This window comes from Ornithinimicrobium sediminis (assembly GCF_021272345.1).
Lineage (GTDB): Bacteria > Actinomycetota > Actinomycetes > Actinomycetales > Dermatophilaceae > Ornithinicoccus > Ornithinicoccus sediminis_B.
In genome coordinates, this window is the sequence record NZ_JAJSDQ010000002.1 from 458,639 (window position 1) to 480,505 (window position 21,867).

At 71.7% G+C, this 21,867-nt stretch carries 22 protein-coding genes and 1 riboswitch; of the genes, 20 read left to right on the top strand and 2 right to left on the bottom strand.

Annotation, left to right across the window (positions count from 1 at the left end):
• Positions 1 to 21: 21 nt before the first annotated feature.
• Positions 22 to 1,488, top strand: a complete 1,467-nt coding sequence (gene hflX / locus LVO85_RS06565; RefSeq protein ID WP_232746603.1) for a GTPase HflX — start codon at positions 22 to 24, stop codon at positions 1,486 to 1,488.
• 25 nt (positions 1,489 to 1,513) lie between these two features.
• On the opposite strand, the gene LVO85_RS06570 is transcribed toward hflX, so the two are convergent.
• Together LVO85_RS06570 and LVO85_RS16700 are read right to left on the bottom strand one after the other, a co-directional pair.
• Entirely contained in the window at positions 1,514 to 1,984 is a 471-nt protein-coding gene (locus LVO85_RS06570; protein WP_232746604.1) for an Lrp/AsnC family transcriptional regulator, read from the bottom strand.
• A gap of 242 nt (positions 1,985 to 2,226) precedes the next feature.
• The gene (locus LVO85_RS16700) at positions 2,227 to 2,361 is read right to left on the bottom strand and encodes a hypothetical protein (RefSeq protein WP_269813045.1); all 135 of its coding nucleotides are present in this window, start codon (positions 2,359 to 2,361) and stop codon (positions 2,227 to 2,229) included.
• 127 nt (positions 2,362 to 2,488) lie between these two features.
• Here LVO85_RS16700 and LVO85_RS06575 point away from each other — a divergent pair, with 127 nt between their 5' ends.
• The 19 genes from LVO85_RS06575 to LVO85_RS06665 all read left to right on the top strand — a co-directional run bounded on the left by LVO85_RS06575 (position 2,489) and on the right by LVO85_RS06665 (position 21,835).
• The gene (locus LVO85_RS06575; RefSeq protein ID WP_232746605.1) at positions 2,489 to 3,181 is read left to right on the top strand and encodes an LmeA family phospholipid-binding protein; all 693 of its coding nucleotides are present in this window, start codon (positions 2,489 to 2,491) and stop codon (positions 3,179 to 3,181) included.
• 140 nt (positions 3,182 to 3,321) lie between these two features.
• Positions 3,322 to 4,338, top strand: a complete 1,017-nt coding sequence (locus LVO85_RS06580; RefSeq protein WP_232746606.1) for an isopenicillin N synthase family dioxygenase — start codon at positions 3,322 to 3,324, stop codon at positions 4,336 to 4,338.
• A gap of 40 nt (positions 4,339 to 4,378) precedes the next feature.
• Positions 4,379 to 7,042: an MGH1-like glycoside hydrolase domain-containing protein gene (locus LVO85_RS06585; RefSeq protein ID WP_232746607.1), complete on the top strand. Its 2,664-nt coding sequence runs from the start codon at positions 4,379 to 4,381 to the stop codon at positions 7,040 to 7,042.
• Positions 7,043 to 7,269: 227 nt separating this feature from the next.
• Positions 7,270 to 8,139: a hypothetical protein gene (locus LVO85_RS06590; protein WP_232746608.1), complete on the top strand. Its 870-nt coding sequence runs from the start codon at positions 7,270 to 7,272 to the stop codon at positions 8,137 to 8,139.
• A 233-nt stretch (positions 8,140 to 8,372) separates the two neighbouring features.
• Complete coding sequence (locus LVO85_RS06595; RefSeq protein WP_232746609.1) at positions 8,373 to 9,605, top strand: CpaF family protein; 1,233 nt, start codon at positions 8,373 to 8,375, stop codon at positions 9,603 to 9,605.
• Entirely contained in the window at positions 9,602 to 10,468 is an 867-nt protein-coding gene (locus LVO85_RS06600) for a type II secretion system F family protein (RefSeq protein ID WP_232746610.1), read from the top strand. The genes LVO85_RS06595 and LVO85_RS06600 overlap by 4 nt, the downstream gene beginning before the upstream one ends.
• The gene (locus LVO85_RS06605) at positions 10,465 to 11,394 is read left to right on the top strand and encodes a type II secretion system F family protein (protein ID WP_232746611.1); all 930 of its coding nucleotides are present in this window, start codon (positions 10,465 to 10,467) and stop codon (positions 11,392 to 11,394) included. The genes LVO85_RS06600 and LVO85_RS06605 overlap by 4 nt, the downstream gene beginning before the upstream one ends.
• Before the next feature lie 68 nt (positions 11,395 to 11,462).
• Entirely contained in the window at positions 11,463 to 11,681 is a 219-nt protein-coding gene (locus LVO85_RS06610) for a hypothetical protein (protein ID WP_232746861.1), read from the top strand.
• The gene (locus tag LVO85_RS06615; RefSeq protein ID WP_232746612.1) at positions 11,678 to 12,070 is read left to right on the top strand and encodes a TadE/TadG family type IV pilus assembly protein; all 393 of its coding nucleotides are present in this window, start codon (positions 11,678 to 11,680) and stop codon (positions 12,068 to 12,070) included. Before LVO85_RS06610 ends, LVO85_RS06615 begins: the two co-directional genes overlap by 4 nt.
• The gene (locus LVO85_RS16975) at positions 12,067 to 12,534 is read left to right on the top strand and encodes a pilus assembly protein (RefSeq protein ID WP_232746613.1); all 468 of its coding nucleotides are present in this window, start codon (positions 12,067 to 12,069) and stop codon (positions 12,532 to 12,534) included. The genes LVO85_RS06615 and LVO85_RS16975 overlap by 4 nt, the downstream gene beginning before the upstream one ends.
• Positions 12,535 to 12,539: 5 nt before the next feature.
• Positions 12,540 to 13,028: a pilus assembly protein TadG-related protein gene (locus tag LVO85_RS06625; RefSeq protein WP_232746614.1), complete on the top strand. Its 489-nt coding sequence runs from the start codon at positions 12,540 to 12,542 to the stop codon at positions 13,026 to 13,028.
• 67 nt (positions 13,029 to 13,095) lie between these two features.
• A complete protein-coding gene (locus LVO85_RS06630; RefSeq protein ID WP_232746615.1) occupies positions 13,096 to 13,746 on the top strand; it encodes an HAD-IA family hydrolase in 651 nt (216 codons plus the stop codon).
• 117 nt (positions 13,747 to 13,863) lie between these two features.
• Positions 13,864 to 15,324, top strand: coding sequence for a nitronate monooxygenase (locus LVO85_RS06635; RefSeq protein ID WP_332875414.1), 1,461 nt, complete (start codon positions 13,864 to 13,866; stop codon positions 15,322 to 15,324).
• A gap of 55 nt (positions 15,325 to 15,379) precedes the next feature.
• Positions 15,380 to 15,443: riboswitch (guanidine-III (ykkC-III) riboswitch) on the top strand.
• Positions 15,444 to 15,455: 12 nt separating this feature from the next.
• Entirely contained in the window at positions 15,456 to 15,770 is a 315-nt protein-coding gene (locus tag LVO85_RS06640; protein ID WP_232746616.1) for a DMT family transporter, read from the top strand.
• A 31-nt stretch (positions 15,771 to 15,801) separates the two neighbouring features.
• Positions 15,802 to 16,914, top strand: coding sequence for a peptide chain release factor 2 (prfB, locus tag LVO85_RS06645; protein ID WP_232746617.1), 1,113 nt, complete (start codon positions 15,802 to 15,804; stop codon positions 16,912 to 16,914).
• 2 nt (positions 16,915 to 16,916) lie between these two features.
• Entirely contained in the window at positions 16,917 to 18,356 is a 1,440-nt protein-coding gene (locus LVO85_RS06650) for an aldehyde dehydrogenase family protein (RefSeq protein ID WP_232746618.1), read from the top strand.
• 158 nt (positions 18,357 to 18,514) lie between these two features.
• The gene (gene ftsE / locus LVO85_RS06655) at positions 18,515 to 19,225 is read left to right on the top strand and encodes a cell division ATP-binding protein FtsE (RefSeq protein WP_232746619.1); all 711 of its coding nucleotides are present in this window, start codon (positions 18,515 to 18,517) and stop codon (positions 19,223 to 19,225) included.
• Positions 19,222 to 20,145 carry a permease-like cell division protein FtsX gene (gene ftsX / locus LVO85_RS06660; protein WP_232746620.1) on the top strand — a complete coding sequence of 308 codons (924 nt, stop codon included), beginning with the start codon at positions 19,222 to 19,224 and terminating at the stop codon, positions 20,143 to 20,145. Before ftsE ends, ftsX begins: the two co-directional genes overlap by 4 nt.
• Positions 20,146 to 20,161: 16 nt before the next feature.
• Positions 20,162 to 21,835, top strand: a complete 1,674-nt coding sequence (locus LVO85_RS06665) for a M23 family metallopeptidase (protein ID WP_232746621.1) — start codon at positions 20,162 to 20,164, stop codon at positions 21,833 to 21,835.
• The last annotated feature ends 32 nt before the right edge of the window (positions 21,836 to 21,867 follow it).

Below are 21,867 nucleotides of genomic sequence, written 5' to 3' on the forward strand. Positions count from 1 at the left end.
AGGGTCGACCCGAAGGAGACCATGACCTCGCACCACGACACCGCCCGCACCACTCTGGTAGACGGGACGGACCACGACCAGGAGACCGTCCACGACCACCACCTCGCCGAGGACCACCGGTCCTACGACGGCGACCAGCTCGACCGTGAGGAGCGCGCAGCGCTCCGCCGCGTCGCGGGCCTGTCCACGGAGCTCGCGGACGTCTCCGAGGTCGAGTACCGCCAGCTGCGGCTCGAGCGTGTCGTGCTCGCCGGGGTCTGGACAGACGGCACCCTGCAGGACGCCGAGAACTCGATGCTCGAGCTCGCGGCGCTCGCCGAGACCGCCGGCTCGACGGTGCTCGACGGTGTGCTCCAGCACCGGCAGAAGCCCGACCCCGCGACCTACCTCGGCTCCGGCAAGGCGATGGAGCTGCGCGACATCGTGCTGGCCGAGGGCGCCGACACCGTGGTCTGCGACACCGAGCTGGCCCCGTCGCAGCGCCGTGCGCTGGAGGACGTCGTCAAGGTCAAGGTCATCGACCGCACGGCCCTGATCCTGGACATCTTCGCCCAGCACGCCAAGTCACGCGAAGGCCGTGCCCAGGTGGAGCTGGCGCAGCTGCAGTACCTGCTGCCACGGCTGCGCGGCTGGGGTGAGTCGATGTCCCGCCAGGCAGGTGGACGCGTGGCCGGAGGTGAGGGCATCGGATCGCGCGGCCCGGGCGAGACGAAGATCGAGCTCGACCGCCGACGCATCAACCAGCGCATCTCCAAGCTCCGCCGGGACATCGCCGGGATGAAGACCACCCGGGACACCAAGCGGTCCTCCCGGAGGGCGCACCATGTGCCGTCCGTGGCGATCGTCGGCTACACCAACGCCGGCAAGTCCTCTCTGCTCAACAGGCTCACCGGTGCCGGCGTGCTGGTCGAGGACCAGCTCTTCGCCACGCTGGACCCGACCGTGCGACGGGCCGAGACCCAGGACGGCCGGCCCTACACGCTCGCGGACACCGTCGGCTTCGTGCGCCAGCTGCCGCACCAGCTCGTGGAGGCCTTCCGCTCCACACTGGAGGAGGCCGCCGACGCCGATGTGCTGCTGCACGTCGTCGACGGGTCGCACCCCGACCCGGAGGGTCAGGTGGCCGCGGTGCACGAGGTGCTGGCCGAGGTGGAGGCGACCGACATGGTCGAGATCATCGCGGTCAACAAGGTCGACCTGGCCGAGCAGGACACACTCGACCGGCTGGCGCGCGCCTACCCCGACGCGGTGCTGGTGTCCGCACGCACCGGCGCGGGCGTCGCGGGGCTCGTCCAGGCCGTGGAGGCACAGCTGCCCCGGCCGGACATCCTGGTGGACGTGCTGCTGCCCTACGACCGCGGCGACCTGGTGAGCCGGGTGCACGCCGAGGGCGAGGTCGTCGTGGAGGAGCACAACGGGGAGGGCACCCGCCTCACGGCGAAGGTGTCACCGGACCTGCACGGTCTGCTCGGCAGCTACGCCGTCTGAGCTCGCACCGGCCGGCCGCTGCCGGTCAGTGCGAGCCCCACGCGTAGGACTGCTTGCGCAGCTGCAGGTAGACGAAGGTCTCCGTGGCGACCACCGCCTCGATGTCGCGAATGCGGCCGAGGACCTCCACCAGGTGCGCGTCACTGTGGCAGACCACCTCCACCAGCAGGTCCACCGAGCCCGCCGTGACCACGACGGACTCGCTCTCCGGCATCTCGGCGATGAGGTCGGCCACCGGGTCGAGTGGGCCGCGGGCACGGATGCCGACCATCGCCTGACGGGTCAAGCCCAGGTGTGACGGGTCGGTCACGGCCACGATCTTGACGAGTCCCCGGTCCCGGAGGCGCTGCACACGCTGCCGCACGGCTGCTTCCGAGAGCCCCACCGCAGTGGCGATGGCGGCGTAGGAGCGCCGGCCGTCCTCCCGCAGCTGCTCGATGATGGACAGCGACACGTCGTCGAGGACAGGGGTGGGGGTGCCCGGCTGTTGGCTCACGGCCCCATCCTGTCAACCCGTTCGTCGCCGAGACAAGCAAAAAGCGCGCTGAGACTCAGAGAAGGCGAAGGATTCAGTTGCAGAAAAGGGCGCCGTCCCACGCTTACCGTGCCTGGAGGAGTGTCGCCCGGCTGTCACGGCGGTGGGTCGCCGAGCACGGGATGCCGAGGCGTGCCAGGTGATCGGAAGCGACATCGTCCGGGTTGGCCGAGCGACGCGAGTGCGCCAGGCCGCGCCGCGTGTCAGCGCTTCTTGCCGCGTGAGTCGATCTCGATGTGGGTGCTCGCGGCGTCCTTGGCGTGCTTCTCCGCCCGCTTCTCCTTGAGGGACTTGCCGGACTTCTTGGACATGGACTGGCGGGGTGACTTGTCGGCCATACGAGGCTCCTCAGTTCGGAAGCCGAGTGGCTCCACCTGCCACCCTACGCCCGCCCGACCCCGGTCTCGGCGGGAGGGCCGGACCCGTCACGCCGCCTGGCGGGTCAGGACGGCGCACACTGTCCGGGTGGAACGCTCTCGTGTGAAGGACTGGCTGACCGGTGCGGTGGGGATGCTGCTCCTCCTGGTAGCCGCTGTGGTGGTCCTGTGGTGGGTGCTCAGCGACCCGGCGGACGACGCTGGAGGCGGACCTGTGCAGCCGTCACCGGGGGATGCCGGCACTGCGCCCGGCAGGCAGCCACCCGACGACCTCGGGGAGGACGACGTCTGGCTGGCCGACCTCGTGCTGGACGCCGGGACGGTGGTCACGCCCGAGTCGAGGCTGCGCGACGTCCGTGCGCTCGCCCAGGACGTGGTCACCGGTCCGGCCGGGCTGGTCGCAGCCACCGTCACCGTGGACGCGACGGTGCCCTTCGAGGTCGTCGCCGCCGAGCTCGGCGACGACACGGTGGTGAGCGCCACCGAAGGGGGCCAGGCCATGGTGGTGCGCACCGTCGAGGTCCTCGGCAGGGAGCTGCGTGCCGTGGCCACCGGCACCGTCGAGGTCGTCGACGGCCGGCTCCTCGTCGAGCCGCGCTCGATCGACCTGGGTGGCCCCGACTTCCTGTCGCAGGGCACGGCGGCGGTCGTGCGCCGGCTGGTCACCATCGAGCACGAGATCGAGGGCCTGCCATCGGGCCTGGTGCTGCAGGAGGTCGCCGTCCAGGACGACGGCTTCCGTGCCGAGCTGGACGGGGTGGACGTCCGACTCGTGCCGTAGACCGGTCCCCGAGGGCCGTGAGACAGCTGGGAAGGTTGTGCTGCTTCAACGGGTTATGCATATCATCACTCAGCATTAGCGATATGTGGGCACGTCGTCGACCACGTGCTCGCGTCACCGCATACCCGAAGGACCTCGCCATGACCACCAGCACCGAGTCCCTGCCCGTCCTGTCCCTCGCCCGGGCCTCGGACCCCGCCACCGCCGCGCAGTTCCGCACGGACCTGCGGCAGGCCACCCACGACTACGGCTTCTTCTACCTCGTCGACCACGGCATCCCGACAGCCCTGATGGACGACATCGTCGCCGTCTCCCGTGAGCTCTTCGCCCTCCCCGAGCGGGACAAGCTGTCGATCGAGAACACCCGCAGCCCGCACTTCCGGGGCTACACCCGGGTGGGGGGCGAGCTCACCCAGGGCCAGGTCGACTGGCGTGAGCAGATCGACATCGGGCCCGAGCTGCCGGTGCTCCCCGAGGGGCCTGACTACGGGGTGCTGCAGGGGCCGAACCTGTGGCCTGCCGCGCTGCCGCGGCTGCGCACGGTGGTCGAGGAGTGGAACGCGACCCTGACCGGCGTCGCCACCCGGCTGCTCGCCGAGTGGGCTGAGTCCCTCGGCCAGGCGCGTGACGTCTTCGACGCCACCTTCGGCGAGCACCCCGCCACCCTGACCAAGCTCATCCGCTACCCCGGGCGGGTCGAGGGTGGCACCGAGCAGGGTGTGGGCTGGCACAACGACTTCGGCGTGCTCACCCTGCTGCTGGTCGAGCCGGGCAAGCGCGGCCTGCAGGTCGAGCGGCACGGCCGGCCGCTGGACGCGCCGCCGGTCGAGGGCGCGCTCATCGTCAACATCGGCGAGATGCTCGAGTGGGCGACCGACGGCTACCTCAAGGCGACGCACCACCGTGTGCTGGACCCGGAGCCGGGCACCGACCGGGTCTCGGTGCCCTACTTCCACAACCCGGCGCTCGATGCGGTCTTCCCCAAGCTGACCCTGCCCGCAGAGCTCGCGGCGCAGGCGCCGGGCATCACGCTGGACCCGGACAACCCGATCCTCGGCGTCTACGGCGAGAACGCGCTCAAGAGCCGGGTGCGGGCACACCCCAACGTTGTCGAGGCCCATCACCCCCATCTGCTGGCAGGGGTCCGGGGCCGCTGACCGCACCGCTCACCAGGGCCGCTGTGTCAGGCTGTGCTGCGTGACCGCTGAGCACCGCAGACTGGCAGAGTCCGACGACCCGCGCGCCGCCTGGCGGCAGTGGGGGCCCTACGTCTCTGCCCGGCAGTGGGGCACGGTCCGCGAGGACTACTCCGCCGACGGCGACGCCTGGCGGCACTTCCCCTTCGACCACGCTCACCTGCGGGCCTACCGCTGGGGGGAGGACGGGCTCGCCGGCCTCTGCGACCTCGACGGCCACCTCAACGTCGGGGTGGCCCTGTGGAACGGCCGCGACGACCGGCTCAAGGAGCGGCTGTTCGGGCTCACCGGGCCGCAGGGCAACCACGCCGAGGACGTCAAGGAGCACTGGTGGGCGCTGGACGGCACGCCGACGCACAGCTTCGCCCGCTGGCTCTACCGCTACCCGCAGGCCCCGTTCCCGTATGCCGGGCTGGTGGCGCAGAACGCTGCCCGCGGCAAGCAGGACGAGGAGTTCGAGCTCGCCGACACCGGGGTGCTCGACGGTGACCGCTTCTTCGACGTCGAGGTGACCCACGCGAAGGCCTCGCCCTCGGACATCTGCATCGAGGTCACGGCCACCAACCACGGGCCCGAGGCGGCTCCGGTGCACCTCGTGCCGCAGATCTGGTTCCGCAACACCTGGTCGTGGGGGCTGGACGACAGGCGGCCGCGCCTGAGCGTGGCCCCGGACACGGAGGGGTATGTCGCGCTGCACGCCGACCACCACGAGCTCGGCCGGGTGCGCCTCGTCGCCGAGCGCCACCCGCACGAGGGCGACCCCCGGCTGGTGTTCTGCGACAACGAGTCCAACGCGAGCGCGCTGTGGGGCGAGCAGGCCGAGGCCGGTGAGCGCACGGCATACCCGAAGGACGCGGTCGACCGGGCCGTGGTGCACGGTGAGGACGCCGGCAACCCCGCGCTGACCGGCACGAAGGCCGCCCTGTGGTGGTCCTTCGACTCCGTGCCGCCGGGGGAGAGCGTGTCGGTGCGGCTGCGGCTGACCGACACCGACGGAGCGCCCGACCCGGTCGCCGACTTCGAGCAGGTGCTGGCGACCCGGCGAGCGGAGGCCGACGCGTTCTACGCCGCCGTCCTCCCCGAGGACACCCCGGCCGAGGACGCCTTCATCGCCCGGCGCGCGTTCGCCGGGCTGCAGTGGGGCAAGCAGCTCTACATCTACGACGTCGCCCAGTGGCTCGCAGGCGACCCGGCCGGGCCGCCGCCACCGCCGCAGCGCGCCGCGCAGCACGTCGGTCGCAACACCGACTGGCGGCACGTCGACCTGAGCGACGTCATCTCCATGCCCGACGAGTGGGAGTACCCGTGGTTCGCCACCTGGGACACCGCCTTCCACTGCGTGGCCCTGGCGCACGTCGACCCCGCGTTCTCGAAGTGGCAGCTGCTGCTGATGTGCCGGGAGTGGGCGATGCACCCCAACGGCCAGCTACCGGCCTACGAGTGGAACTTCTCCGACGTCAACCCGCCGGTGCACCCCTGGGCCGCGTGGCAGGTGTACGCCATCGACGGGTGCCGGGACCGGGGGTTCCTGCAGCGAGTCGTGCTCAAGATGCTCCTCAACTTCCCGTGGTGGGTGAACCGCAAGGACGCCGAGGGTTCGCACGTCTTCGAGGGCGGCTTCCTCGGGCTGGACAACATCGGGCTGTTCGACCGCAGCCAGCCGCTGCCGGACGGCCAGCGCCTGGAGCAGGCCGACGCCACCGCGTGGATGGGCATGTTCTGCCTGCGGATGCTGCGGATGGCGGTCGAGCTGGCCCGCGAGGACGACGCGTGGGACGAGGTCGCCACCAAGTTCCTCACCCACTTCCTGGCGATCTCGGAGTCGATGGACGACTTCGGCAGCGCCCATGAGTCGCTGTGGGACGGCGGCGACGAGTTCTTCCACGACATCCTGGTCGACGAGCACGGCACCGCCCACCGGCTGCCCGTGCGCTCCATGGTGGGCCTGCTGCCGCTGGCCGGGGTGATGCTCGTGCCCGACTGGGTGGCCTCCGAGCTGCCCGACCTCACCGACTTCTTCCAGGGCTGGACCGAGCGCCGGCCCGAGCTGGCCGACAGCCTCATCCACACCAGCCACCAGGGCCAGACCCTGCGCACCCTCTCGCTGGTCTCGCGGGACCAGTGGCTCGCGCTGATGCGGGCCCTGCTCGACGAGGAGGAGTTCCTGTCCCCGCACGGCATCCGCTCGCTCTCGGCGGCCCACCGGGGCGGCGTGCAGACCGACCTGGGCGGGCGCAGCCTCAGCCTGGCCTACGAGCCGGCGGAGTCGCGGTCGTACATGTTCGGTGGCAACTCCAACTGGCGCGGCCCCGTCTGGCTGCCGGTCAACGCCCTGCTCACCGACGCCCTGCGCACCTACGGCCGCGGCGCCGGTGCCACGGCACACCTGGAGCTGCCGACGGGGTCGGGCCGGCAGCTGCACGTCACCGACGTCGCCCGGGAGCTCGAGCAGCGGCTGGTCGGCCTCTTCCGGGCCGGTCCGGACGGGCGACGGCCGAGCACGCCGAGACACCACCCGAGCGGGCCGCTGTGGGACGCCCACCCCACGTTCAGCGAGTACTTCAACGGCGACGACGGCACCGGCCTGGGCGCCTCGCACCAGACCGGGTGGACGGCCCTGGTCGCCCACTTCGTCTGTGCGCCGGAGGGCATCGCCAACCGCTGAGCTGCCGGGCGAAGGGCGCCGCAGGAATGGACCCCGATGAGCCGTCTGAAGCCTGGTCGGGATCGCTGCGAAGAATGGGGCAAGACGTGGGTCTCCTTGTGCCCGTGTCGGAGTCGGCGATTCGCATGAATCAGCCGGAGCTGCGACAGTTTGCTGCTCACGGCACTCGTTCCGGTCGCGACCTGTGCCAGTGTGCGCAAGAACACACCTACACCGAGGAGATCTTCATGAGGCGCACACTTCTGGCTGTCACGGGTATCGCTGCGGTCGGCCTGCTGGCCCCCGCCGCCTGGGCTACGGGGCCGTCCGCGACGATCAGCGGCACGGCGGGGGAGAACGTCAGCACCACGGACGGCTACGACGGACGGCACCTGCGCTACGTCGGGGACCCCGCGCCGGACGGCTACTCGCCGTGGTACCAGTGGGGCAGTCCCTACATCCTCACCGAGTCCCCGGAGGACGGGCCGGTGACGATGCGAGGAGCTCTCGACGTCTCCGACATGACGGAAGCCGGGCAGGTGGCGGTCATCGGCCTGCACGACGCGGACGCCCTGATGGCGGGTGACCGTGGTGACAAGGCAGCCGTAGGCATCTACGTGGCGTTCGACGGGACCTACTACACCGTGGGCGTCACCGACGGTGACGCCGGCGGCGGTGAGAACGTGCAGCGGTTCGTCAGGTTGTCCCCCGGTGACCTCGCGGACGGGATGCTAAACGTCCGGTTCACGGTCGACGGCACCCTGGACCCGGCCGACTGTGCCAGTGACGCGGCGGACGCGGCCACCGCCGACGGCTGTATGACGCTGGACGTCAACGGGCAGACTGTCACGGACTCCTACGGCACCATCGTGCCCACCGACATCGTCGTCGAGACCGAGCTGGGCAGCGGCGCGCACCCGGGGTGGGACACGTCGTACAACGCCGGCGACGGTCCGGACGTCGGTGTCGACTTCGACCTCGCGGTGTCTCCGGTGCTGACCGCCCCCAGGACGGCCGAGGGCTGCAAGGACGGCGGCTTCGCGGCGTTCGAGTTCAAGAACCAGGGCCTGTGCGTGGCGACCGTGCAGGCCAACGACGCCGCACGCCGCGAGGGCTGACACACCCCAGGGATCCTCACCGGCAGCTGCCGTGGCCGTGCTCTCGCAGCGCGGACACGGCAGTCTCTCGTCCACAGGTCTCAGCACGATTGCGGTTGTCCACAGGTTCGGTCAGCACCAGGCAAAATCTTGGTCAAGTCTGCTTTTCTGGCTGTGCGGGTCGGGTTTGATACCCGCGGGTGGACGGCCGGAGGGGGCGGTCCACCCCCCAACGTCAGGAGGAGGGACCGTCCATGTCTGCGAGCGCTGTCGCCCTGCTCGAGGACGACGTCCGCGAGCTCATCCGGCGACGCCGGCTCGACCCGGCACGTGACGACGTCGCGGTGCGCCACCTCATCAGCGAGGCGGTGACCGAGTACGAGGAGCGTGCGCTGCTCGGCGGCGTCACGCCGCTGGCAGACCCGGAGGAGACCGGACGGGTGCTGCTGGACGCCGTGGCCGGCTACGGACCCCTCCAGCCGTATCTCGACGACCCGTCCGTCGAGGAGATCTGGATCAACGAGCCGAGCCGGGTCTTCGTGGCCCGACACGGTCGCTCCGAGCTCACACCGACGTTGCTCACCGAGACGCAGGTGCACGACCTGGTCGAGCGGATGCTGCGCACCTCCGGCCGACGGGTCGACCTCAGCTCCCCCTTCGTCGACGCCTCGCTGCCCGACGGGTCGCGGCTGCACGTCGTGATCCCCGACATCACCCGGCGCCACTGGGCCGTCAACATCCGCAAGTTCGTCGTGGCGGCCGACGACCTGGAGGACCTGGTGCGCCTGGGCAGCCTCACCGCGCAGGCAGCGCGGTTCCTGGCGGCAGCGGTGGCCAGTGGCCTCAACGTGCTGGTCGCCGGTGGCACACAGGCCGGCAAGACCACGATGCTCAACTGCCTGGCCTCGGCGATCCCCCAGCAGGAGCGGGTCGTGACCTGCGAGGAGGTCTTCGAGCTGAAGCTGCCGCTGCGCGACGTCGCGTCCCTGCAGTGCCGTCAGGCCGGGCTCGAGGGCACGGGTGAGATCCCGCTCCGCCGTCTGGTCAAGGAGGCGCTGCGCATGCGGCCCTCGCGCATCGTCGTCGGCGAGGTCCGGCAGGCGGAGAGCCTGGACCTCCTCATCGCGCTCAACAGCGGGCTGCCGGGCATGTGCACCGTCCACGCCAACAGTGCCCGGGAGGCGGTGACGAAGATGTGCACCCTGCCCCTCCTGGCCGGCACCAACGTCAGCAGCAGCTTCGTGGTGCCCACCGTCGCGGCCTCGGTCGACGTGGTGGTGCAGGTGGCTCTGCAGGCCGACGGTCACCGCACGGTCCAGGAGATTGTGGCTCTGCCGGGCCGCACCGAAGGCGAGGTCGTCGAGACGGCTGACCTCTTCGTCCGGCGTGAGGGTGACCTGGTCCGGGCCGACGGCTACCCGCCCCACGAGGACCGCTTCCACCGTGCGGGGTTCGACCTGGTCGACCTCCTGGGAGGTCGCGGGTGAGCGGCATCCTGCTCGGGCTTCTGCTCGGCGTCGGGCTGGCGTGCATCTGGTGGTCCTTCTGGCCCGCCCCGCCCAGGCCGGTGGGCCGGGTGCGGCGGTCCTTCACCGCGCGTCTGGCCGACGAGATCGCTGTGGCCGAGATCCGCGGGCTCGGCCCGCTGGCACTCCTGGCGGCCTGTGGCGTCGCAGGGGCACTCGTCTTCCTCCTCGTCCTGGCGATGACGGCGGTCCCGGCCATCGCGCTGGCCTTCGCGGTGATGGCCGGCTACGCGCCGCTGGCGCTGGTCCGGGCCAGGGCGCGCAAGCGACGCGCACAGCTGCGGGACGTGTGGCCGGACGTGGTCGACCACGTGGCCTCTGCGGTGCGGGCCGGTCTTGCGCTGCCGGAGGCGCTGGTCCAGCTGGGGGAGAGGGGCCCCACCGAGCTGCGGCAGCCCTTCTGCGACTTCGCCGACGACTACCGCGCGACCGGGAGGTTCTCCGAGGCCCTCGACCGGCTCAAGTCACGCCTGGCGGACCCCGTGGCCGACCGGCTCGTCGAGGCGTTGCGCATCGCCCGTGAGGTCGGAGGCAGCGACCTCGGCCGCGTGCTGCGGACGTTGTCCACCTTCCTGCGTGAGGACGCCCGGTCACGTGCCGAGCTGGAGGCCCGCCAGAGCTGGACGGTCAACGCGGCGCGGCTCGCCATGGCTGCGCCGTGGGTGGTGCTGGCCCTGATGGCCACCCGAGGTTCGGCCCTGGTGGCCTACCGCGAACCGAGCGGTGTGCTGGTGCTCGCGCTGGGGGCGGCCGTGTCGCTCGTGGCCTACCGCGTGATGGTGCGGATCGGACGGCTGCCGCGAGAGCAGAGGGTCCTGCGATGAGCTCCTCCCTCAGTGCCGCAGGTGCGCTGGCCGGTGCCGTGTTCGGGGTCGGTGTGCTGCTGATGGTGGCGGGTGCACCGGTCACCCGCGGCGTCGACCTGTCCCAGCGCATCGCGCCCTACCTCGACCAGGCTCCGCGTCGTTCGCGGCTCCTGCTCGACCCTGCCGTTGCGCACCACCGCGGCCTGCTCGCACCGTTCGCCACCCGTGCCGCCGCGATGGTCGACCGGCTCCTGGGAGGAAGGGAGTCCGTGCACCTGCGCCTGCAGCGTGCCGGCCTGGCCCCGGACGTGGAGGGTTTCCGGATCCAGCAGGTCATCTGGGGCATCGGGGCGGGCATCCTGGCGGCGGCGGCGGGGTCCCTGCTGTGGTGGACCCGTGGCGCGAGCCTGGGTGCGCTCGCGGTCGTCGTGGGCTGCGCGACCCTCGGTGGCGTCATGGTGCGCGACTGGGGGCTGAGCCGCGCTGCCGAGCGACGCGAGAGTCGCCTGATGGCCGAGTTCCCGGCGCTGGCCGAGCTGCTCGCGCTCGCGGTGACCGCCGGGGAGAGCACACCCCAGGCGCTGGAACGGATCACCCGCCTCTCCGGTGGCGAGCTCGCCGCCGAGCTGGAGCTGTGTCTGGCCCAGACACGGACCGGCACACCGCTGGTGGAGGCGCTGCAAGGGGTAAGCCGGCGCACCGGCCTTGCGCCACTGACGCGCTTCGTCGACGGGATCGTCGTGGCGGTGCAGCGCGGCACGCCCCTGGGGGAGGTGCTGCGAGCTCAGGCGCAGGACGCCCGGGAGGCCGCGCGCCAGGCCTTGATCGAGGAGGGCGGCAAGCGGGAGATCGCCATGATGGTGCCCGTTGTCTTCCTCGTCCTCCCGGTGACTGTCCTGTTCGCGGTGTACCCCGGCCTGTCCATGCTGCGCGTCGCCCTCTGACCCCCTGCCCACCACGACCCACGTCACCCACCGAATCCCATACCCACGCACAACGAGGAGAGCAACACATGAAGGTCATGACCCTGATCAACGCGTCCCGCCGCCACGCCGCCCTGATGCGGCGCAGGATCCTGGTGTGGGAGGACGAGCCCGAGCGCGGCGACGTCCCCGGGTGGGTGCTCATCACAGTGATGACGGCCGGGCTGGTGGCAGCACTGTGGCTGGTGGCCGAGCCCCTGCTGTCGGGGATGTTCACCTCGGCGGTCTCGGGTGTCGCCGGTCCGTGACCAGCGGGCTCCTCGAGCGACGCGAGGCAGGGTCCGCAGTCGCCGAGTTCGCGCTGGTGGCCGCCATCGTGTGCCTGATGTTCGGTGCCGTGCTCCAGCTGGGCTACGCCCTGCACGTGCGGAACACCGTCACCGCACACGTCATCGAGGGGGCCAGGGTGGCCGCGCGTGCCGATGCCGGCCCGGGGGACGGCGTGGCGCGGACGAGGGAGCTGCTCGCCACCACGCTGCCCGGACGCGGTGCTCCGCAGGTGTCGGTCACGCGGGCCGTGGTCGGAGGCGTGCAGGTGGTCCAGGTGTCGGCCGATTTCGCTCTGCCTGTGGTCGGGCCCTGGGGAGTGCCGGGCACCATGACCGTGACCGGTCAGGCCTTCGCGGAGGACCAGTGATCCCAGGACGCCGCCCCGCCGTGTGGTCGCGCATCGACTGGCGCTCCGACCAGGGCTCGGCCCTGGTGGAGGTCATCTTCCTGATGGTGGTCCTCATGCTTCCCCTGCTCTTCCTCGCCGGCTCCCTGGGCCGGCTGCAGGCGGGTGCCTATGCCGCCTCGGCGGCGGCCCGAGAGGCCGGCCGGGCGTACGTGACGGCGACGGACCCCGCTGAGGCTCCCGCCCGAGGAGCCTCTGCCGCGGAGCTGGTCTTCGGCGCCCACGGCTTCGGCGACGGTCAGGGCACGGTGCGCGTGTCGTGCCCGGTCACCCCCTGCCTTGCGCCCGGCGGCACCGTGAGCGTGGAGGCCGAGGTGGACGTGCCTGTGCCGTTGGTGCCCGACTTCCTCTCCGGCGTGGTGCCCACGTCGGTCACCATGTCGGCCCGGCACTCCGAGGCCGTCGACCGGTTCCGGGAACCGTGAGCTCCGTGCTTGCTGGCCGGGTCCGGGGCCCGCGCAGGGCGGCCCGCACCAAAAGCGCAGGTGAGGACGGGCAGATCAGCGTGCTGCTCATCGGCATGGTGGCGATCGGGCTCACCCTCGTCATGGGAGTGGTGGGTGTGACCTCCGTGCAGCTGAGCCGCATCCAGCTCATGGATGCGGCGGACGCCGCGGCCCTGGCGGCTGCTGACGCAGTCGCCGAGGACGTCCTCTACCGCGACGGTCTGGGTGCGGGAGTCCCGTTGACCGACGCCGACGTGCAGGCGGCAGCCTCCCGGCACCTTGCTGCGCGGAGCCGGCCACCCCGGGTGACGTCCTGGTCCCTGACCGGCGACACCGGCACCCCGGACGGGCGGACAGCGGTGGTGCAGCTCACCGGTCAGGCGCGCATCCCGGTCGTCAGCGCGGCCATCGACCACCTCGGTGGTGGGGTGACGATCACGGTCCGCTCCACGGCTCGTTCCGACCTCGAGTGAGCAGCGCGGCGCCCCGGCCTGGCCCGGGCCTGCACGGAGCACCGGGGTCCCGGGGGACAATCGCCGCATGACGACGCCGTTGACCCACCGGACCTTCGCCGCCGTGCTCTTCGACAACGACGGCACCCTCATCGACTCGGCTCCGGCGGTCGTGCGCGCCTGGACGACCTGGGCGGCAGAGCACGGGGTCGACATCCTCACGCTGCGGGGCTTCCACGGCGTCCCGGCGGCCGGGATCATCCAGGCGGTCGCGCCGCACCTGGACCAGCAGGCGGCCCTCGCCCGCATCATCGAGCTCGAGGAGTCCGACACCACCGACGTCCTCGCCCTGCCGGGCGCGGTCGAGGCGCTGACAGCGCTCGGGCCCAGGGCCGCCATCGCCACGTCGGCGACGCGCGGCCTCGCGCTGGCGCGGCTGCATGCGGCCGGCATCCCCCTGCCCGAGGTCATCGTCACCGTTGAGGACATCACGCACGGCAAGCCGCACCCCGAGCCCTACCTGCTGGCCGCCGAGCGGGTCGGCGCCGACCCGGCCGACTGCCTCGTGGTCGAGGACGCCCCGAGCGGCCTGACCTCCGCGCGTGCCGCAGGCTGTGCCACTGTGGCCGTGGTGACGACGGGGGAGCGGCACGAGCTCGAGGCCGACCTGGTCGTCCCCGACCTCTCACATGTGCGCTTCGGGACCACCTCCGGCAGGGTGGCACTGAGCCTGGCCTGACCTCGGGGAATGCCGTCGAGGTGGCCGCGGTGCGGAACGCTACGGTACCGTAACCTACGCAAGCGGAACCTACGAGCGCGTAGGTCTTCGACACGTTCTTCCCCGAGGAGGCCTTCTGTGGCTCCGAACGCCCTGCCCGTGATCATCCAGGGCGGCATGGGTGTCGCCGTCTCCTCCTGGCACCTCGCGCGGGAGGTCTCGCTGGCGGGTCAGATGGGTGTGGTGTCCGGCACCGCGATGGATGCCGTCCTGGCACGTCGCCTGCAGGACGGCGACCCCACCGGTGACATGCGGCGCGCCATGGCCGCCTTCCCCGTGCCGGAGATGGCTGCCCGCGTCCTCGACAAGTTCTTCGTGCCCGGCGGCAAGGCACCCGACGCCCCCTACCGTCCCCTGCCGAAGCTGACCCTCGACTCCTCCCGCCCCGTGCAGGAGCTGGCGGTCGTGGGCAACTTCGTCGAGGTGTGGCTGGCCAAGGAGGGCCACGACGGGGTCGTCGGCATCAACTGTCTCGAGAAGCTGCAGATGGCCACCCCCACCGCGCTGCTCGGCGCCTCCCTCGCGGGGGTCGACTACGTGCTGATGGGCGCCGGGATCCCGCGGGAGATCCCCCAGCTGCTCAACTCCCTCTCCCGCGGCGAGGTGGGCCGGATCACGGCCGACGTCGCGGGCGGCACCATCACCCACTACGTCGAGGTCGACCCGGTCGACCTGCTCGGGCCGGACCTGCCGCCGATCGCCCGACCCGACTTCCTCGCCATCGTCTCCGCGGAGGCCCTGGCCAACTACCTCTACCGCGACCCGACCATCCGACCCGACGGCTTCGTCGTCGAGGGCCCGACGGCCGGCGGCCACAGCGCACCGCCGCGCGGCAAGCTCCAGCTGGACGAGGCTGGGGAGCCGGTCTACGGCCCGCGCGACCTCGCCAACCTGGCCAAGATGGCCCAGTTCGACATCCCGTTCTGGCTGGCCGGTGCCTACGGCACCCCCGAGAAGGTCGTCGAGGCGCTCGCGGCCGGTGCGGCCGGCGTGCAGGTCGGCACGCTCTTCGCGCTGTCCGACGACAGCGGGCTGACCGAGCGCACCCGCGCCCAGATGCTCGAGGAGCTCCGCGCCGGCTCCCTCGACGTGCGCAACGACCCGCGGGCCAGCCCCACAGGCTTCCCCTTCAAGGTGGCCTCGCTCGAGGGCACCGCCAGCGACGAGGCGGTCTACCAGGCCCGCCCCCGGCTGTGCGACCTGTCCTACCTGCGCACCGCCTACGAGAAGGAGGGCGGCGGCATCGGCTACCGCTGCCCCGCCGAGCCGGTCGACATGTACCTGAAGAAGGGCGGCACGATCGAGGCCACCGAGGGTCGCAAGTGCCTGTGCAACGGGCTTATGGCCAACATCGGCCTGGGCCAGACCCGCAAGGACGGCTACGCGGAGGACCGCATCGTCACCCTCGGCCAGGACGTCACCGGTGCGCTGACCCTGCTCGGCGAGCACCCGTCCGGCTACACCGCCGAGACCGCCGTGCGCTGGCTCGCCTCCCTCGTGCCGGCAGAGCAGCTGCGTGAGGTCCAGCTCGTCGGCTGAGCCTGCGGGCAGCGCCCGACTTGCCCGGCGCCCGAGGTGGTTGACACACTCCCGTGCAGGGCCTCCACGGGCTCCCGGACGAGCGGTGCCGTACCCGGTGTGCGACAAGACGGCGCTGAAGGAGTGCTCTCATGTCCTGGCTCGTCCTGATCGTGGCCGGTGTCTTCGAGGCCGTGTGGGCCACGGCCCTCGGCCGGTCCGAGGGGTTCACCCGGCTGGGCCCGACCGTGGTCTTCGCCGTCGCGCTCGTCATCAGCATGGCCGGCCTGGGCTACGCGATGCGCGAGCTCCCGGTCGGCACGTCGTATGCCGTGTGGGTGGCCGTCGGTGCCTCGCTGACCGTCGCCTACGCGATGGCCACCGGCACCGAGCCGGTCTCCCTGGCCCGGGTCCTGCTCATCCTCGGCATCGTCGGCTGCGTCGTCGGCCTCAAGGTGGTCCCGTGACTCCCGCCCGGCTCGCGTAGGCTGTCGGTTCGTGGCTGTGGACTTCGACAACGAGATCAAGCACCTGCGCGCGACGATGGCGACGGTGCGCGAGGTGACCGACCTGGAGCGCCTGAAGAGCGAGATCCGGGACCTCGAGGACCAGGTGTCCGCGCCGGACCTGTGGGACGACGTCGAGCACGCCCAGCGGGTGACCTCCCAGCTCTCGCGCGCCAAGACCGAGCACGACCGGGTCGTCGAGATGGACGACCGGATCGACGAGCTCGAGGTGCTGGTCCAGCTGGGCCAGGAGGAGTCCGACGCCGCGACGATGACCGAGGCCGAGGCCGACCTGGCCACGCTCAAGAAGGAGGTGGCCCGGCTCGAGGTGCGCACCCTGCTCAACGGGGAGTACGACGAGCGCGAGGCGGTCGTGACCATCCGCGCCGGCGCGGGGGGCGTCGACGCCGCCGACTTCGCCGAGATGCTCATGCGGATGTACCTGCGCTGGGCCGAGCGGCACGGCTACCCGACCTCGGTGCTGGACACCTCTTACGCCGAGGAGGCCGGGCTGAAGTCCGCGACCTTCGAGGTCAAGGTGCCCTACGCCTTCGGCACCCTGGCCGTGGAGGCCGGCACCCACCGCCTCGTGCGCATCAGCCCCTTCGACAACCAGGGCAGGCGTCAGACCAGCTTCGCCGCGGTCGAGGTCATCCCGCTCATCGAGAGCACCGACCACATCGACATCCCCGAGTCCGAGCTCAAGGTGGACGTCTTCCGGTCCTCCGGCCCCGGTGGCCAGTCGGTCAACACGACCGACTCCGCGGTCCGGATGACGCACATCCCGACCGGTGTGACCGTGTCGATGCAGAACGAGAAGAGCCAGATCCAGAACCGGGCGGCCGCGCTGCGGGTCATGCAGTCGCGCCTGCTGCTGCTCAAGAAGCAGGAGGAGGACGCCGCCAAGAAGGAGATGGCCGGCGACGTCAAGGCGTCCTGGGGTGACCAGATGCGCTCCTACGTGCTGCACCCCTACCAGATGGTCAAGGACCTGCGCACCAACTACGAGGTGGGCAGCACCGGGGCGGTCCTGGACGGAGACATCGACGCCTTCCTCGAGGCCGGCATCCGCTGGAAGCGCTCCCTCGAGCGCGCCGAGGCCTGAGCGTGCCGCTGCCGGACGACCGCAGCGGTGACGCCGTGCACGACCCGTATGCCGTCACGCTGGACACGCTGCGCACCACCTTCCGCTCGGGCCGCACCCACGGGCTGGACTGGCGACGGGAGCAGCTGCAGGCCCTGCGCCGGATGATGTCCGAGCACCGGGAGGCCCTGTCGGCGGCAGCGTCGCAGGACATCGGCAAGCCCCGGCCCGAGGCCGAGCTCGCCGAGGTGTTCACCGTCGTGCAGGAGGTGGACGCGCTGCTGGACAACCTGGAGCGGTGGACGGGGTCGCGCAAGGTGCGCCTGCCGCTGACCTTCCAGCCGGCGACGGCCCGCCTGCAGCACCGGCCCAAGGGCGTGCTGCTCGTCATCGGCCCGTGGAACTACCCCGTGCAGCTGCTGCTCTCGCCGCTGGCCGGCGCCCTGGCCGCGGGCAACACGGTGCTGCTCAAGCCCAGCGAGGTGGCACCCGCGGTCTCCTCGCTCGTCGCCGACCTGGTGCCGCGCTACCTGGACCCAGAGGCCGTCGCGGTGGTCGAGGGAGGTGCCGCCGAGGCGACGGCTCTGCTGGCCCACCGTTTCGACCACGTCGTGTTCACCGGCTCGCAGCGGGTGGGCAGGATCGTCATGCGGGCGGCCGCGGAGCACCTCACCCCGGTCACCCTCGAGCTCGGCGGCAAGTCACCGGTCTTCGTCGACGCGTCGGTGCACCTGCGCACCGTGGCGCAGCGGCTGGTGTGGGGCAAGTTCCTCAACGTCGGTCAGACGTGCGTGGCCCCCGACTACGTGATGGTGACGCCGGAGGTGCACGACGCGCTGGTCGACGAGCTGCGCCGGGCGATCCGGGCGGCCTTCGGCCGGGACCCGCGCCGCAGCAGCGACTACGGCCGGGTCGTCAACGACCTGCACTTCGACCGGCTGCTCGGCCTGCTCGAGGGCACCGACCCCGTCATCGGCGGCGAGCACGAGCGGTCCGAGCGCTACCTGGCGCCGACGGTCGTCACCGGGGTCGGGCTGGACCACGCGCTCATGCAGGAGGAGATCTTCGGTCCCGTCCTGCCGGTGCTGCGGGTCGCGGGTGTCACCGAGGCCCTCGAGGTCGTGGAGGCCAACCCGCACCCCCTGTCGTTCTACGTGTTCTCCGAGGACGCGCAGGTCCGGTCCCGGTTCGAGGAGGAGTCGCTCAGCGGTGCCCTCGCCTTCAACCTGCCGGTGGCGCACCAGTCCGCGCCCGGGCTGCCCTTCGGTGGCGTCGGCGGCTCCGGGTTCGGTCGCTACCACGGGGAGCACTCGATCCAGGAGTTCTCCCACGAGCGGCCGGTGCTCTCCAAACCGCTGCGGCCCGACACCCTGGCGATGCTCTACCCGCCCTCCACCCGGTGGAAGCGTCTGGTCAACGACAGGGTGCTCACCCGCCTGATGGGTGTGCGCAAGGACGCCTGACGCACCTCTCTCCGGACACGCAACGCCGAGCATCGGCGATGTCCCGCAATCACCGGCGTCACATGCGTAACCTCGACCGTGGACCGGTGCGGTCCACCTGTGAGGTGGCCTCGTCGGGCCGCCACCGAGTCCCCGACGAGAAGTGACCCACCACCGCGATGATCGCCCTCGAGAACGTCAGCGTGCGCTATGCCAAGGGTGACCCCTGGGCGCTGCGCGACGTGAGCGTCGACATACGGCGCGGGGAGTTCGTGTTCGTCGTCGGCGCCTCAGGGTCCGGCAAGTCCACCCTGCTGCGCCTCATCATCCTGGAGCGCACGGCAGACCACGGCCGGGTGCTCGTGGCCGGGCACGACCTGGGCCGTATGCCGCAGCGTCGGGTGCCACGTCTGCGTCGCCAGGTCGGCACGGTCTTCCAGGACTTCCGGCTGCTGGCCGGCAAGAACGTCTACCAGAACGTGGCCTACGTCCTGCAGGTGCTGGGCACCCGGCGGCACGCCATCCGGCAGACCGTGCCCAAGACGCTGGAGCTCGTCGGGCTCCAGGACAAGGCCAAGCGGCTGCCGCACGAGCTCTCCGGCGGTGAGCAGCAGCGCGTGGCCATCGCCCGGGCGATGGTCAACAAGCCACCGATCCTGCTGGCCGACGAGCCCACGGGCAACCTCGACCCGGAGACCAGCCAGGAGATCGTGGCGATCCTCGACCGGATCAACCGCTCCGGGACGACGGTCGTCATGGCGACCCACGACACCACCATCGTCGACACGTTCCGCAAGCGGGTGGTCCAGCTGCGCGACGGCGAGATCGTGCGTGACCAGGCCGACGGCTCGTACGCCTCACTCGAGGTCGAGGGGGTGCAGCGTCCGTGAGGGTCGGCTTCCTGCTCGGCGAGGTGGCCAACGGCCTGCGTCGCAACACCGCGATGTTCGTCTCCGTGGTGCTGGTGACGATGGTCTCGCTCTTCTTCCTCGGGGTGGGCCTGCTGGCGCAGGCGCAGGTGGACACCGCCAAGGGCTACTGGTACGACCGGGTCCAGGTCTCGATCTTCCTGTGCACGCCCACCACCACCGAGGTCGCCTCGTGTGCGGCCGGCGGTGCCACCGCGACGCAGCGCGACCAGCTGCGCACCGACCTCGACGGTCTGCAGCCGCTGGTCCAGGACTACTGGTACGAGTCCAACGCGCAGGCCTACGAGCGCTTCCGGGAGCAGTTCCGCAACTCGCCGGTGCTGGAGAGCATCCCGCAGGAGGCGATCCCCGAGAGCTTCCGGGTGCAGCTCGCGGACCCCACGAAGTACGACGTCGTCGCCGGCGCCTTCCAGGGCGCCCCCGGGGTGGAGAGCGTCGAGGACCAGCGCGAGCTGGTGGACAAGCTGTTCACCTTCCTCAACGTCGTCAGCGTGGCGGCTGTGGGGCTGGCCGGTGCCATGGTGCTCTGCGCCGTCCTGCTCATCAGCACCACCATCCGGCTCACCGCGTGGTCCCGACGCCGGGAGACCGGCATCATGCGCCTCGTCGGTGCGTCGGCCTTCACCATCCACACGCCGTTCGTCGTCGAGACGGTGCTGGCCACCCTGCTCGGCGCCGCCCTCGCCACGGGGCTGCTGTGGGCGATGGTGGAGTACGGCATCACCGGCTTCCTCACCGAGCTGCTCGCGGGGGAGAGCGGCCTGGTCAGCCTCGTCGGCACCGCCGACCTGTGGCTGATCACCCCTGTCCTGGTCGGCGGCGCCGTGCTGCTGGCCGTCCTGACCTCATGGCTGGCGCTGCGCCGCTATGTCCGTGTGTAGAAGAGGTGAGCCCGCGATGACCACACTTCCGGCAGGCCGGTCGCTGCGGCGACGGCTGACGGCTCCCCTGGCCCTGGCCCTGGCGGCAGGACTCGCGGTGACCAGCCCCGCGCTCGCGCAGGACCTGGACGAGATCCGGGAGCAGATGCGCGCCGTGGCCGAGCAGGAGCGCCAGGCTGCCGAGGAGCGCGGGGAGGTCGAGAGCCGCATCGGCCAGCTCGACGAGCACCTCGACGAGACCACCGCCGAGCTGGTGGCGGCCGACGAGCGGCTGCGGGACACCACGGCGAAGGTCGAGGTCGCGCGGGCCGAGCTCGCCGGCGCCGAGGCCGAGCTGGCGGCAGCGGAGGAGGACGCGCTGCGCATCGAGGGGGAGCTCGAGGTCGCGTATGCCAACGAGGCCAAGATCGAGGCCTCGCTGGAGGACAACGCACAGGAGCAGGAGGACAGCCGGCTGGCCGTGGGGGCGATCGCCCGGGAGTCCTACAAGAACGGTGGCATGGGCAGCGTCGCCATGACGTTCGAGATGCTCACGGGCGAGGGTGACGCCGTGCAGGAGATGGCGATGGCACGCACCGTGATGCGCGTGCAGGACCGCACGATCCAGCGGCTGGCGAGCCAGCAGGCTCAGGAGACCGCCGAGCAGGACCGTCTGGAGGGCGTGCGGCGCGACATCGCGCTGCTGCTCGCCGAGGCCGAGGCCAACGTGCTGCGCAAGGCCGAGGCACGGGACGAGGCCGAGCGCGCCACGACCGAGCTGGAGGCGCTGGAGGCTCAGCAGGCTCAGGACAAGGCCGCGCTGGAGGAGCAGAAGGCCGCCGTCGAGGCCCAGCTCGCCCAGGCCGAGGACGAGTCGGACGACCTGCAGGCCCAGCTGGCCCAGCTGGCCCAGGAGAAGCACGGGCTCGAGGTCGCCGAGGAGGCCGAGAAGCAGCGGCTGGCGCAGGAGGAGGCACGCCGCAGGGCGGAGGCCGAGGCCCGCCGGCTGGCCGCGGAGGAGGCGGCGCGTCAGGCCGAGGCGGCCCGTCAGGCGGAGGCGGCCCGTCAGGCGGAGGCGGCCCGTCAGGCCGAAGAGGCGCGCCAGGAGGAGGCGCGGGCAGCCGCGCGCGAGGCGGAGGCGGCTCGTCAGGCCGAGGCAGAGGCTGCGTCACGCCGCGCGCCGAACCGTCCGGCGGTTCCCGAACCGGCGCCCCCGCCGCCCCCACCCCCGCCGCCACCACCGCCACCACCGCCGCCACCGCCGCCGCCACCGCCGCCGCCACCGCCGCCACCGCCCCCTCCTCCGGCGCCGGCGTCGACGGGGTACCTCTCGCACCCCTCGCCGGCCCGCATCACCAGCTCGTACGGCTACCGCACCCATCCGGTGCTGGGCACCCAGCGGTTGCACGCCGGCATCGACTACGGCGGTGCGTGCGGCTCACCGGTGTACGCGGCTGCGGACGGCACGATCATCGCGACCCCCGTCACCGAGGGCGGCGGCAACAAGATGGTCATCGACCACGGCGTGCAGCGTGGCGTCAACCTCACCACGACCTACGCCCACCTGCAGGGGTATGCCGTGCGCTCGGGCCCGGTCAGCCGGGGCCAGGTCGTCGCCTACACGGGCACGACCGGCCTGTCCACGGGCTGCCACCTGCACTTCGAGACCCGGGAGAACGGCATACCGGTCGACCCCCGCAGCTGGCTGTAGGCTGGAGGGTCGGTCGGGTGCACAGCCTGTGT

Coding starts and splice junctions, on each gene's coding strand:
- hflX (WP_232746603.1), top strand. CDS start 22: ATGACCTCGCACCACGACACCGCCCGCACCACTCTGGTAGACGGGACG.
- LVO85_RS16700 (WP_269813045.1), bottom strand. CDS start 2,361: ATGGCCGACAAGTCACCCCGCCAGTCCATGTCCAAGAAGTCCGGCAAG.
- LVO85_RS06580 (WP_232746606.1), top strand. CDS start 3,322: ATGACCACCAGCACCGAGTCCCTGCCCGTCCTGTCCCTCGCCCGGGCC.
- LVO85_RS06590 (WP_232746608.1), top strand. CDS start 7,270: ATGAGGCGCACACTTCTGGCTGTCACGGGTATCGCTGCGGTCGGCCTG.
- LVO85_RS06595 (WP_232746609.1), top strand. CDS start 8,373: ATGTCTGCGAGCGCTGTCGCCCTGCTCGAGGACGACGTCCGCGAGCTC.
- LVO85_RS06605 (WP_232746611.1), top strand. CDS start 10,465: ATGAGCTCCTCCCTCAGTGCCGCAGGTGCGCTGGCCGGTGCCGTGTTC.
- LVO85_RS06610 (WP_232746861.1), top strand. CDS start 11,463: ATGAAGGTCATGACCCTGATCAACGCGTCCCGCCGCCACGCCGCCCTG.
- LVO85_RS06630 (WP_232746615.1), top strand. CDS start 13,096: ATGACGACGCCGTTGACCCACCGGACCTTCGCCGCCGTGCTCTTCGAC.
- LVO85_RS06640 (WP_232746616.1), top strand. CDS start 15,456: ATGTCCTGGCTCGTCCTGATCGTGGCCGGTGTCTTCGAGGCCGTGTGG.
- ftsE (WP_232746619.1), top strand. CDS start 18,515: ATGATCGCCCTCGAGAACGTCAGCGTGCGCTATGCCAAGGGTGACCCC.
- LVO85_RS06665 (WP_232746621.1), top strand. CDS start 20,162: ATGACCACACTTCCGGCAGGCCGGTCGCTGCGGCGACGGCTGACGGCT.